Origin of the sequence: Enhydrobacter sp. (assembly GCF_030246845.1) — a bacterium.
GTDB lineage: Bacteria > Pseudomonadota > Alphaproteobacteria > Reyranellales > Reyranellaceae > Reyranella.
This window is the reverse complement of sequence record NZ_CP126889.1, coordinates 4,184,643-4,197,393: the sequence shown is the minus strand read 5'-3', so window position 1 is coordinate 4,197,393 and position 12,751 is coordinate 4,184,643. Positions and strand designations below refer to the sequence as shown.

Here is a 12,751-nt window from a genome sequence, read left to right as displayed (position 1 = left end):
TGAGGTGGTCCCACGATGCTGTTAGCCAAGGTTCTTTCCCGTGTACTGGGGGAAGGCCAACTGACGATCATCGATGCGGCGGGTCGCTCGCATCGCATCCGGGGCGGGCGGCCGGGTCCCGAGGTCACGATGCGGGTGCACGATCGCTGGACCGGGCTCCGGTTGCTGCTGCGGCCGCGCCTTGCCTTCGGCGAGGCCTTCATGGAAGGCAAGCTGACGGTCGAGGGCGGCGGCATCTACGACCTGCTCGACCTTCTGGGACGCAACATGGCCTCGCTTGAGACGACGCCGTTCATTCGCTGGTCGTACGGTTTCCAGCGCCTCGTACGCGTCCTCGAGCAGTACAACCCCATCGGGACGGCAGAGCGCAACGTCGCCCATCACTACGACCTGAAGGATCAGCTCTACGACTTCTTCCTCGACCGCGACCGTCAGTATTCATGTGCCTACTTCAGAACCGGCGAGGAGCCGCTCGAGCAGGCCCAGCTCGACAAGAAGGGCCATATCGCGGCCAAGCTGCTTCTGAAACCCGGCCAGAACGTGCTCGACATCGGATCGGGCTGGGGCGGCATGGCACTCTTCCTCAGCCAGCAGTTCGGCGTCGACGTCACCGGCGTGACCCTCTCGAAGGAACAGCTCGCCGTATCGAGCCGACGCGCCCTCGAAGGCGGTCTCGCCGATCGTGTGCGGTTCAAGCTGCTGGACTATCGCCAGGAGGACGGACGCTATGATCGCATCGTCTCCGTCGGCATGTTCGAGCATGTGGGCGTCGCCCACTACATCGAGTACTTCCGCAAGGTGAAGAGCCTCCTCAAGGAGGACGGCGTGATGCTGCTGCACGCCATCGGCCGCATGGAGCCGCCCGGCGGCACGAATACCTGGCTCAAGAAGTACATCTTTCCCGGCGGCTACACGCCCGCCCTGTCGGAGGTGCTGACGGCGATCGAGAAGGTCGGGCTCTGGGTGACCGATATCGAGGTCCTGCGCCTGCACTATGCGGGAACGCTTCGCCAATGGCGCACCCGTTTCAACGCCAATCGTGAACGCATCAAGCAGATGGCCGGCTACGACGAGCGCTTCTGCCGCATGTGGGAGTTCTATCTCGCCGGCTGCGAAGTGGCGTTCCGGTACATGAACCAGATGGTCTTCCAGATCCAGATCGCCCGGAAGCTGGATGCCGTGCCGCTGACCCGCGACTATATGGTGGATACGGAGCGCAGGGCTACCGCTCACTCGATGGCGGCCGAGTAAACCCCGCTTTTTTCCACCTGTGGGCAGGCAGTGGCGGCCAAGCGCGTTTCTGTCTAGAGTTTGCCCCTCTCTAATGGCAAAGGCTCTTCCATGGAGCCCAAGCAAGATCGAAAAGTCGCCCTCCTCCCGGGCGTCGAAGAACCGCACATCCGCCTGCCGCCGGAGAATCTCGAGGCGGAGCAGGCGCTGTTGGGATCGATCCTCGTCAACAATGCGGCCTACCATCGAGTCGGCGAGTTCCTGAAGGGCGAGCACTTCGCCAACGCCCTGCACGGCAAGCTCTACGACGACATCGCTCGCCTGATCGAGAAGGGACAGGTCGTGAGCGTGATCACGCTCAAGACCTACCTCGAGCAGGACGAGGCCATGAAGGAGGCGGGCGGCGCCGAATATCTGGCGAATCTCGCCGCTGCCTCGGTGCACGTCATCGACGCCGAGCAGTACGGCCGCGTGATCCACGACCTCTATCTCCGCCGCCAGCTCATCGCCCTCGGGCACGATGTGGTGAACGGCGCCTTCAAGCCGACGCTCGAAGAAAGCGCGATGGAGCAGATCGAGACGGCGGAGAAGCAGCTCTACGACCTTGCGAGCGTCGGTCAGATCGAAGGCGGCTTCAAACCGTTTCGCGCTTCGCTGACCGAGGCGATGGTGGCGGCAGAGGCCGCCTATCACCGGGCCGGCCAGCTCACCGGTGTGGCGACCGGCCTTTTCCAGCTCGACCAGCTCCTGGGCGGTCTGCACAAGTCCGACCTGATCATCCTCGCCGGTCGGCCGGCCATGGGCAAAAGCTCGTTGGCGACCAATATCGGCTTCAACGCCGCCAGGGCCTACCGCGAGGAGCACGACGCGAACGGGCGCGCGAAGGCGGTGGATGGCGCGGTGGTCGGCTTCTTCTCGCTCGAGATGTCGGCCGAGCAACTTGCCACCCGCATGATCTCCGAGCAGGCCGAGATCCCTTCCGAGAAGATCCGCAAGGGCGAGCTCATCAGTGCGGATTTCGACAAGGTCCTGTCGGTGGCCAATGAACTCGAGCATCTGAACTTTTTCATCGACGATACGCCTGCCCTGTCGATCGCCGCCCTGCGCACGCGCGCCCGCCGGCTAAAGCGCATGCACGGCCTGGGGCTCCTGATCGTCGACTACCTGCAATTGCTGGCGCCTTCGGGCCGGACGCGTCAGGAGAACCGCGTGCAGGAAGTGTCGGAGATCACGCGTGGCCTCAAGACGCTCGCCAAGGAGCTCGATGTGCCCGTTCTGGCGCTCTCCCAGCTCAGCCGCGCCGTCGAGCAGCGCGAGGACAAGCGTCCGCAGCTCGCCGACCTGCGCGAATCGGGCTCGATCGAGCAGGACGCCGACGTCGTCATGTTCATCTATCGCGACGAATACTACCTGATGCGCGACGAACCCCAGCGGCGCGCCGAGGAGAGCGATCAGCGCTTCAACGAGCGGCACGATGCGTGGCGACAGCGCTGCGAGCAGCAGTACGGCAAGGCCGAGGTGATCGTCGCCAAGCAGCGCCACGGCCCGACGGGCATCGTGAGACTGGCTTTCGAGGGCCAGTTCACCAAGTTCGGCAATCTGCCGGCCGACGACGATCGGTCGGGTGCACCGGCCTTCTAGGTCGTCGGTGTCTGCCTCCTTCGACTCCGACGCGACGCGCCGGGCGGGCGCGATTTTGACCGTCGATCTGGCGGCGATCGCCGCCAACTGGCGTGGCCTGCGCGATGCCGGCCGCGCCGTCGGCCATCCGGTGGAATGCGCTGCGGTGCTCAAGGCCGATGCCTACGGCACGGGCGCCGCGATCGTGGGGCCGCGGCTCGCCGCCGAAGGCTGCCGTCATTTCTTCGTTGCCCATATCGAGGAGGGCATCGCGCTCCGCGCCGTGGTGCCGGACGCGCCGATCTACGTCTTGAACGGCCTGCTGGCCAACACGGAGCCCGACTTCGTGGAGCACGGCCTCACGCCGGTGCTGAACGAGCTCGGCCAGCTCAATGCCTGGCGCGCCGCCGCCCAGCGCTACAACCGCGCGCTCGACGCCGTGATCCATATCGATACCGGCATGCACCGCCTGGGTTTCGGGCCCGAGGAGGCGCAGGTGCTGATCAACGAGCGGGGCCGCCTGCGCGGGCTCCGCCTGGCGCTGCTGATGAGTCATCTCGTGGTGTCGGAAGAGCCCGGCAATCCGGTCAACGGCGAGCAGCTTTCGCGCTTCCGTACCTTCGTTCGCGCGATGCCGGGCGCCCCCGCCTCGCTCGCCAACTCGTCCGGCATCTTCCTCGGACCCGACTATCATTTCGATCTGCTGCGGCCCGGCGCCGCGCTCTACGGCATCAATCCTCTGCCCGGGCAGCCCAATCCCATGCTGTCCACGGTGCGACTCGACGTGCGCATCCTGCAGACCCGTGTGATTGACGCTCTGCAGACCGTTGGATACGGTGCCGCGTGGCGGTCCGCCCGGCCGACCCGCGTGGCAACGATCGCGCTTGGATATGCCGACGGCTACTTCCGCAATCTGGTCAATCGCGCTCATGTGCACATCGCCGGCCGGCGCGTGCCCGTGATCGGCCGCATCTCCATGGATCTCGTCACGATCGACGTGACGGAAGTGCCCGAGACCGCCTGCCTTCCCGGCGCCACCGTCGAGGTGCTGGGCGAGCATACGACGGCCGAAGACCTGGCCGACCATGCCCGCACCAATGCCTATGAGATCATGACGGCGCTCGGCCGCCGCTACGCCCGGCTCTATATCGACGACAGATCGGAGAGCGGCCCGTGAACGTCCCCCTGATCACGCTTCTCGGTCGCGTGACGCTCGATTTCCTGGCCGGCATCGGAGCCGTCACCACTTTCGCCGGCGAGGCGATCCGCCGGGCCGTGCAGCCGCCCTACTATCGCCGGCAGATCGCGCGGCAGATGCTGGAGATCGGCTACTACTCGCTGCCCGTCGTCGGGCTGACGGCCATCTTCACCGGCATGGTGCTGGCGTTGCAGAGCTATACCGGCTTCGCCCGCTTCTCCGCCGAGAGCGCGATCCCCAACGTGGTGGTGGTGTCGCTCACCCGCGAGCTCGGGCCCGTGCTGGCCAGCCTGATGGTGGCCGGTCGTGTGGGCGCCGCCATGGCCGCCGAGATCGGCACCATGCGGGTCACCGAGCAGATCGACGCGCTCGATACGCTGTCGACCGATCCCTTGAAGTACCTGGTGGCGCCGCGCCTGATCGCGGGCATCGTGACGATGCCGCTGCTGGTGCTGATCGCAGACATCATCGGCGTGCTGGGCGGCTATCTGGTCGGCGTCTACAAGCTCGATTTCAACGCCATCACCTACCTGCGCAACACGATCGACTTCCTGCAGTTCCAGGATGTGTTCTCCGGCCTCGTGAAGGCGGCCGTATTCGGCTTCCTGATCACGCTGATGGGCTGCTATCACGGCTATACGTCGAAGGGGGGCGCCCAGGGCGTCGGCATGGCGACGACCAACGCTGTCGTCTCGGCTTCGATCCTGATCCTCACCTTCAACTATTTCATCACCGAAGCCTTCTTCGCCCGCTAGAGCCAATGGCTTCCCCGAAGATCTCCGTGCGCGGCGTCACCAAGGCCTTCGGGCCGAAGAAGGTGCTGCGAGGCATCGACCTCGATGTCGCGCAGGGCGAATCGATCGTGGTGATCGGTGGGTCCGGCACCGGCAAGTCGGTGCTGCTGAAATGCATCATCGGCCTGATGCGGCCCGACTCCGGCTCGATCAGGATCGACGGCGAGGAGACCGCGGGGCTCGATGGCCGCAGGCGCGAGGCGGTGATGCGCAAGTTCGGCATGCTGTTCCAGGGTGGCGCGCTGTTCGATTCGCTGCGCGTCTGGGAGAACGTCGCCTTCGGCCCGATCCAGAGCGACGGGATGGCGCCGGCCAAGGCGCGCGAGGTCGCCGTCGCCAAGCTGGGCGCGGTCGGCCTGGAGCCGGAGATCGGCGAGCTCTTCCCGTCCGAGCTGTCGGGCGGCATGCAGAAGCGCGTGGCGCTCGCCCGCGCCATCGCCCGCGAGCCGGAGATCATCTTTTTCGACGAGCCGACCACCGGCCTCGATCCGATCATGGCCGACGTGATCAACGAGCTGATCGTGAAATGCGTGAGCGATCTCGGCGCCACCGCGATCTCGATCACGCACGACATGGCCAGCGCCCGCAAGATCGGCCACCGCATCGCCATGCTCCATGAGGGCCGGCTGATCTGGCAGGGGCCGGTCGACGAGATCGATCATTGCGGCAACGCCTATGTCGACCAGTTCATCCATGGCCGCGCCGAAGGCCCGATCCGGATGCAGGTGCGGAAACTGTGAGCATCACTGGAGCACGCCGCTCGCGCAGCCGGGCCTTGCGGACGAAGCAGGAAGATTGCGCCGCTTCAGGGGCGCTCATGGCCTGGGAGCTCGGATGGCCCGGCCGCTGAAGCGCTTCGTCTGCCAGTCGTGCGGCGCCGTCACCAGCAAATGGAGTGGCCGCTGCGAGAGCTGCGGCGAATGGAACACGATCGTGGAGGAAGCGGCCCCCGCTCCGGGACCGGCCGGCGGCGGCCTGTCGCGCGGCGGCAAGGGAAGGCGGCTCGAGTTCGCCGGTCTCACCGGCTCGACGCCGCAGCCCCCGCGCTACACGAGCGGCATCGCCGAGTTCGATCGCGTGTGCGGGGGCGGTCTGGTGGTGGGCTCGGCGCTGCTGATCGGCGGCGATCCCGGCATCGGCAAGTCGACCCTGCTGCTGCAGGTCGCCGCCGCGCTCGCCAGGCAACACACGGCCTGCGCCTATATCTCGGGCGAGGAGGCGCTCGATCAGGTGCGGCTGAGAGCCGAGCGGCTGGGCCTGCACGACGCGCCTGTCCAGCTAACCGCTGCCACCTCGATCCGCGACATCGTCGCCACGCTCGAGCGCCCCGACGCGCCAAAGGTCGCTGTGATCGATTCGATACAGACGATGTGGCTCGACACGGTCGAGAGCACGCCGGGGACCGTCACCCAGGTGCGCGCCTCGGCGCAGGCGCTGGTCGAGCTCGCCAAGCGGCGCGGTATCGCCGTCCTGCTGGTGGGCCACGTGACCAAGGACGGCGCCATCGCGGGCCCCCGCGTGCTCGAGCATATGGTCGACACGGTGCTCTATTTCGAAGGCGAGCGCGGGCACCAGTTCCGCATCCTGCGCACGGTCAAGAATCGCTTCGGCCCGACGGACGAGATCGGCGTGTTCGAGATGTCCGACCGCGGGCTTGCCGATGTCGCCAATCCCTCCGCCCTGTTCCTGGCCGAGCGGCGCGGACAGGTTTCGGGCGCCTGCGTGTTCGCCGGCATCGAGGGCACGCGGCCCGTGCTGGTGGAGATCCAGGCCTTGGTCGCGCCGTCATCCTTCGCCACGCCGCGCCACGCCGTGGTCGGCTGGGATTCGAATCGGCTTGCCATGGTGCTGGCGGTCCTGGAGGCGCGCTGCGGCGTCAGCATCGGCGCCAATGACGTCTATCTCAACGTTGCCGGCGGCCTGCGCATCGGCGAGCCAGCAGCCGATCTCGCGGTCGCCGCGGCGGTCGTGTCGTCGCTCGCCGACGAGGCGGTGCCGCCCGACATGGTGGTGTTCGGCGAGATCGGCCTCGGCGGCGAGGTGCGTCCCGTCGGCCAGCGCGAGGCGCGGCTGCGCGAGGCGACGAAGCTCGGCTTTCGCACCGCGCTGGTGCCGCGCAGCCAGACCGGCGCGGGCGTCCCGTCGCGACCGGCCGAGGGCATCGTTGTTGACGAAATCGAGCATCTGGCCGACCTTGTGAGACGTTTTCAACCGGCCGATCGGCCCCTCAAGCGATCGCGGCGCGACGGCGCCCCGGAACGCAGGCGCGACTAGGTGACGGAAGAGCAAAGACAAAGGGGATAGAGGGGCGATGGAGCAGCTTGGCCTTACGGTGTTCGATGTCGCCGTCATTGCCGTCGCGATCTTCGGCGCGGCCATCGGCATGTCCTCGGGGTTCGCACATTCGGTCCTGTTCATCGCCTCGTGGGTCGCCGCCGGCTGGATCGCGGTCCATTTCTCGAACCTGATCCAGCCCCAGGTCCAGCAGCTGGTCGCCAATCCCGAGCTCGCCTACTTCGTCTCGATGCTGGTGGTCTTCGTCGGCGCCCTGATCGTGCTGGTCATGCTGACCAACGCCTTCTCCCGCTCGGTCCGCGGCGGCCCGCTGGCCAAGCCCGACCGCATCCTGGGCGCCGGGTTCGGCGCCTTCTGCGCCTGGGTGGTCATGGGCACCGCCTTCCTTTTCTACAGCTATCTCGGCCCCAAGGCGCTTCCGCCGCCGGTCGAGGGCGGCGCCACCTTCCCGATGATCAAGGACATGGCCAATTTCGTCGAACCCTATCTGCCGCCGGGCTTCCGCACGCGCCTGCAGCAGAAACCGGTCGATTCCATGCCGAATCTGGGGCCAATGCCCTCGCCGCAGAGCACGCCATCCACACCCGACTCCGCGCCGACAGACAACAATCAGTCGCAGTAAGTTATCCTTGATGGCGCGGCGCGTTGCTCCCAGATATAACGCCGCCGTGACCCCTGCCCGCCCACACCACGACCTCGACAAGTTCCACGAGGAATGTGCGCTGTTCGGCATCTACGGGACTGCGGATGCCGCCGCCCACACCGCGCTCGGCCTGCATGCCCTGCAGCATCGCGGCCAGGAGGCCTCCGGCATCGTCACCTTCGACGGTCGGCATTTCCACAATCACCGCGCAGCCGGCCTCGTGGGCGACATCTTCGGCGCCCAATCGGTCATCGCCAAGCTCGAGGGCTATTCGGCGATCGGCCACAACCGCTATGCCACGACGGGCGGGTCGTCGGATCGAAACATCCAGCCGATCTTCGCCGATTTCGACTTCGGCGGGCTGGCCCTGGCGCATAACGGCAATCTCACCAACGCCTACCTGCTGCGCAAGGAACTGGTGCGCATGGGCTGCCTGTTCCAGTCGACCACGGACACCGAGGTGATCAACCACCTGATCGCCCGCTCGACCTACTCGACGGTGGTCGACCGCATCATCGATGCGCTGGGCAAGGTGAAGGGTGCCTATTCGCTGCTCATGCTGACGGGTGAAGCGCTTTACGGCGTGCGCGACCCGCTGGGCGTGCGGCCGCTCTGCATCGGGCGGCTGGAGGACGCCTGGATCCTGACGTCGGAAAGCTGCGCGCTCGACATCATCGGCGCCCGCTTCGTGCGCGACGTGGAGCCCGGCGAGGTCGTGATCGTGGACGGCCAGGGCCTGCGCTCGATCAAGCCCTTCCCCAGGCATCAGCGCCGTTTCTGCGTCTTCGAGCACATCTACTTCGCCCGGCCCGACAGCCGGATCGAGGGCGTGGGCGTCTACGAGGCGCGCAAGCGGATCGGTATGGAGCTCGCCAGGGAAAGCCCCGTGCCGGCCGACGTCATCGTGCCGGTGCCCGATTCGGGCGTGCCAGCCGCCATCGGCTATGCCCATCGGTCCGGCATCCCGTTCGAGCTCGGCATCATCCGCAACCACTATGTGGGCCGGACCTTCATCGAGCCGGCGGACAACATCCGCCATCTCGGTGTGCGGCTGAAGCACAACGCCAATCGCGCCTATATCGAGGGCAAGCGCGTCGTGCTGGTCGACGACTCGATCGTGCGCGGCACGACGTCGATGAAGATCGTGGAAATGGTGCGCAATGCCGGCGCGCGGGAGGTGCATATGCGCATCGCCGCGCCGCCCACCACCAATCCCTGCTTCTACGGCATCGACACGCCCGAGCGCGACAAGCTTCTCGCCTCGCGCTACGACGTGGCCGGCATGGCGAAGTTCATCGGCGTCGATTCGCTCGCTTTCATCTCGATCGACGGCCTCTATCGCGCCATGGGCATGCCCGGCGGACGCAACAACGCCAACCCCTCGTTCTGCGACGCCTGCTTTACGGGCGACTACCCGATCCCGCTCGACGACCTCGCTGAAGCCGACGAGGATCGCCAGCTCTCCTTCCTCGCCGAACCGGCGTGAGCCGATGAGACTGCAAGGGCGGATCGCGCTGGTGACCGGCGCGTCGCGGGGCTTGGGTGCGGCCGCGGCGCTGGCCTTTGCCCGGGAGGGCGCACATTGCGTGCTCGTCGCCCGCACCGTGGGCGGGCTGGAAGCCGTTGACGACCAGATCAAGGCGGCCGGCGGCAACGCCACGCTGGTGCCGCTCGACGTCACCGACAGTCCCGGAATCGACCGGCTGGGCGCCGCGCTCTACGAGCGCTTCGGCAAGCTCGACGTGCTCCTCGGCAATGCCGGCATCTTGGGTCAGCTCTCGCCGATCGGCCATATCGATCCCACTGTCTTCGAACGCGTCATGGCGGTGAACGTGACCGCCAACTGGCGGCTGATCCGTTCCCTCGATCCGCTGCTGCGCCTGTCCGACGCCGGGCGTGCGATCTTCGTGACGTCGGGCATCTCGCGGCGGATCGTGCCCTACTGGAGCGCCTATGCCGCGAGCAAAGCGGCACTCGACATGATGATCCGCGTCTACGCCGCCGAGATCGCCCATACGCCGGTCAGGGCCAATCTCTACAATCCCGGCCCGACGCGCACCAAGATGCGCAGGGAGGCCTTTCCGGGCGAGGATCCGGCGAACCTGCCGCCGCCCGAGGCCCATGCCGAGGTGCTGATCCGGCTGGCGCTCCCTTCCTGCATCCTGAACGGCGAGTGGGTGGCGGACGATCGGGCGGTGTAGCGCTACCGTTTCTTCGCCCGGCCGACATAAGGATTTTTCGGCTTGCGCATGGTCAACCGGATCGGAACGCCAGGCAGGCCGAAATCGTCACGCAGGCGATTGACCAGGAAGCGCAGGTAGTCGTCCCCCAGCTCCGCGGGCTGGCTCACCGACAGCACGAAGGTCGGCGGCCGGGTCTTGATCTGCGTCATGAAGCGCAGCCGGATGCGGCGGCCGTGGGCCAGCGGCGGCGGATGCAGCGTCTCCATCTCGCGCAGCCAGCGATTGAGCCTGGGCGTCGGCACCCGTCTGTTCCAGACCTCGTAGGTCCCGAACACCGCCGGCATCAGCCTCTCCACGCCGCGGCCGTTCAGCGCCGAGAGGCCTACGATCGGCACGTCCTTCACCTGGGCGAACGAGGCCTCCAGCCGGTCGCGTAGCCTGCGCCATGCCTTGGCGGCCGCGCTACGATCATCGGCCAGCAGGTCGGTCTTGTTGACCGCGATCACAAGTGCACGGCCCTCCTCGATCACCCAGCCGGCGACGGCGAGATCCTGCTTCTCGGCCATGTTGGCGGCATCGAGGACGACCACCGCCACGTCGGCCAGGCGAATGGTGTCGAGCGTGTCGGCGACCGATGCAGCCTCCAGTCTGGCCTCGATGCGGCTGCGTCTGCGCATGCCGGCAGTGTCGACCAGGCGCACCGGCCGGCCTTTCCACTGCCATTCGACCCGAATCGCATCGCGGGTGATGCCAGCTTCCGGCCCGGTCAACACGCGTTCCTCGCCGACCAGCCGGTTGAGCAGCGTCGACTTCCCGACATTGGGCCGGCCGACGATCGCGAGCAGCAGCGGGCGCCCGGCGCGCTCGGCGTCGCCCAGGCCCTCGGCCTCCGCCTCGTCCGGCGCCTCTTCTTCCGCGCCTTCCTCGGACATGGGCGCGATGTGCTTGGCGAGCGCTTCGTGCAGATCGCTCAGCCCCTCGCCGTGCTCGGCGGAAACGGGGATGGGCTCGCCGAGGCCCAGGCCATGCGCCTCGGCCAGGCCCTGCTGCCCGGCGCGGCCCTCGCACTTGTTGGCCACCAGGATCACCTTGGCGGCGCGCTTGCGCAGCCAGCTCGCGAAAGCCTCGTCGAGCGGCAGGATGCCGGCACGCGCATCGATCAGGAACAGGACCACGTCCGCGGCGTCGACCGCGCGCTCGGTGAAGCCGCGCATGCGCGCTTCAAGCGCCTCGCCACCGGCAGTCTCCCATCCTGCCGTGTCCAGCAGGGTAAAGGCGAGATCGCCGAGCTGCGCGGGTGCTTCGCGCACGTCGCGCGTCACCCCCGGCGTGTCATCGACGATGGCACGCCGGCGTCCGACCAAGCGATTGAACAGTGTCGATTTGCCGACATTGGGCCGGCCGACGATGGCGACCCGGGACCCTGCCCGGTCAGGACGGTGATCGTGCTCAGCGAAGCGCAATGAGCCTGCCCGAATCGGTCAGGACATAGATCGTCCGGTTGGCGATCACGGGGGCCAGCCGGGTCGGGGCGCCGAGGCTGATCTTGCCCATGACCTCGCCGGTGTAGGGCGAAAGCGCCAGCAGATCGCCGGTCGTGCCCGTTACCAGCAGGCGGTCACCCGCCAGCACCGGGCCGCCCCAGAGAATGAGCTTCTGGCGCTTCTCGTCGAAATACTGCGTGAGCGGCGTCACCCACTTCACCTTGCCGCTGTCGCGATCCATCGCGACAACGTCGGCCCTGCTGGTGATCGCGAACAGGAAGCGCCCGGCGACCCAGGGTGTCTGGTTGCCGCCGAAGTTGCGCTCCCACCGCCGCTGCCCGCTGGCGAGGTCGATCGACGTGATCTGGCCGGCCGAGCCCATCGCAAACACCTGGCCGCGATCGATCACCGGCCGCCCACGGATGTCGGCGAGATTGCCGAAGGCCCGCGCCTCGGCGCCCCGTCCCACCAGCGAATCGTTCCAGATCGAGCGGTTGTTGGCAGGATGGAACGCGACCAGCTCGCCCGACTTGAAGGGAGCGACGACATAGTCGCCAAAACCGGCCGGGCTCGGTCCGTCGACATAGCCTGCCACCTCCTGCAGGCTCGTGAACGACCACAGGTCGGCGCCGTCGACCGCGGCCAGCGCATGCAGCTTGCCGTCGAGCGTGATGGCAAAGACGCGATCGGCGAAGGCAAGCGGCGCGCCGCGGATCGGCGCGCTTTCCTTCGATCGCCAGATCTCGCCGCCGGTATTCGGATCGAGGGCGAACACGCTGGCGAAGCCCGTGGTCACGAACAGGCGTCCGCCATACCAGGTGAGACCGCCACCGAACTCGCCCTCGTCGCGCGCATCCTCCGGTTTCAGGGTCACGCTCCAAAGCCGCTGCCCCGTGTCGGCACGGAACGCCGATACGGTGCTCTCGGCATCCTTAACGAACACCTTGCCGTCGGCGATGACGGGCGGCGTGGTGAGGATGCGGTCGGAGGTCGTCCCGGCACCGATGTCGGCCGTCCAGACGATCCGCGGTTGCGCATCGATCTCGAGGTGCTGCATGGCATAGTCGGCAAAGCCGCCCGACTGCGGCCAGGCATCGTTCACGACCGGCGCCGGCAGGACGACCGGCACGTTGGCCATGTCGGTATCCGGTTCGACCTCGCTTCGTTCGTTGAACACGGCGATGCGCTCGCCCGGAAGCGGCGGCCCCTTCTTGTCGAACAGGCTGCATCCGGTGAGGGAAGCTGACAGGAGAGTGGCGGCGAGAAGGACTCGAGGATCGCAGAAGCGCAGCACGGTCGACATC

General features: G+C 67.1%; 11 protein-coding genes. 9 read left to right on the top strand and 2 right to left on the bottom strand.

Annotated features, from left to right (window positions below; all coding sequences use genetic code 11):
• Nucleotides 1-15: 15 nt before the first annotated feature.
• The 9 genes from OJF58_RS20945 (at nucleotide 16) to OJF58_RS20905 (ending at nucleotide 9,981) form a co-directional block, all read left to right on the top strand.
• On the top strand, nucleotides 16-1,251 hold the full coding sequence (locus OJF58_RS20945; RefSeq protein WP_300779682.1) for a cyclopropane-fatty-acyl-phospholipid synthase family protein: 1,236 nt from the start codon (nucleotides 16-18) through the stop codon (nucleotides 1,249-1,251).
• A gap of 90 nt (nucleotides 1,252-1,341) precedes the next feature.
• The gene (locus OJF58_RS20940; RefSeq protein WP_300779681.1) at nucleotides 1,342-2,871 is read left to right on the top strand and encodes a replicative DNA helicase; all 1,530 of its coding nucleotides are present in this window, start codon (nucleotides 1,342-1,344) and stop codon (nucleotides 2,869-2,871) included.
• A 7-nt stretch (nucleotides 2,872-2,878) separates the two neighbouring features.
• Entirely contained in the window at nucleotides 2,879-4,027 is a 1,149-nt protein-coding gene (alr, locus tag OJF58_RS20935; protein WP_300779680.1) for an alanine racemase, read from the top strand.
• Complete coding sequence (locus OJF58_RS20930; protein WP_300779679.1) at nucleotides 4,024-4,803, top strand: ABC transporter permease; 780 nt, start codon at nucleotides 4,024-4,026, stop codon at nucleotides 4,801-4,803. The genes alr and OJF58_RS20930 overlap by 4 nt, the downstream gene beginning before the upstream one ends.
• 5 nt (nucleotides 4,804-4,808) lie before the next feature.
• Nucleotides 4,809-5,582 carry an ATP-binding cassette domain-containing protein gene (locus OJF58_RS20925; protein ID WP_300779678.1) on the top strand — a complete coding sequence of 258 codons (774 nt, stop codon included), beginning with the start codon at nucleotides 4,809-4,811 and terminating at the stop codon, nucleotides 5,580-5,582.
• 94 nt (nucleotides 5,583-5,676) lie between these two features.
• Nucleotides 5,677-7,116, top strand: coding sequence for a DNA repair protein RadA (gene radA / locus OJF58_RS20920; protein WP_300779677.1), 1,440 nt, complete (start codon nucleotides 5,677-5,679; stop codon nucleotides 7,114-7,116).
• A 37-nt stretch (nucleotides 7,117-7,153) separates the two neighbouring features.
• The gene (locus OJF58_RS20915; protein ID WP_300779676.1) at nucleotides 7,154-7,759 is read left to right on the top strand and encodes a CvpA family protein; all 606 of its coding nucleotides are present in this window, start codon (nucleotides 7,154-7,156) and stop codon (nucleotides 7,757-7,759) included.
• A gap of 46 nt (nucleotides 7,760-7,805) precedes the next feature.
• Nucleotides 7,806-9,266: an amidophosphoribosyltransferase gene (purF, locus tag OJF58_RS20910; protein WP_300779675.1), complete on the top strand. Its 1,461-nt coding sequence runs from the start codon at nucleotides 7,806-7,808 to the stop codon at nucleotides 9,264-9,266.
• A 4-nt stretch (nucleotides 9,267-9,270) separates the two neighbouring features.
• On the top strand, nucleotides 9,271-9,981 hold the full coding sequence (locus tag OJF58_RS20905; RefSeq protein WP_300779673.1) for an SDR family NAD(P)-dependent oxidoreductase: 711 nt from the start codon (nucleotides 9,271-9,273) through the stop codon (nucleotides 9,979-9,981).
• A 2-nt stretch (nucleotides 9,982-9,983) separates the two neighbouring features.
• Here OJF58_RS20905 and der read toward each other — a convergent pair whose 3' ends face one another.
• Both der and OJF58_RS20895 read right to left on the bottom strand, forming a co-directional pair.
• The gene (gene der / locus OJF58_RS20900) at nucleotides 9,984-11,426 is read right to left on the bottom strand and encodes a ribosome biogenesis GTPase Der (protein WP_300779672.1); all 1,443 of its coding nucleotides are present in this window, start codon (nucleotides 11,424-11,426) and stop codon (nucleotides 9,984-9,986) included.
• Nucleotides 11,413-12,750, bottom strand: coding sequence for a PQQ-binding-like beta-propeller repeat protein (locus OJF58_RS20895; RefSeq protein ID WP_300779670.1), 1,338 nt, complete (start codon nucleotides 12,748-12,750; stop codon nucleotides 11,413-11,415). Before OJF58_RS20895 ends, der begins: the two co-directional genes overlap by 14 nt.
• Between the last annotated feature and the right edge of the window lies 1 nt (nucleotide 12,751).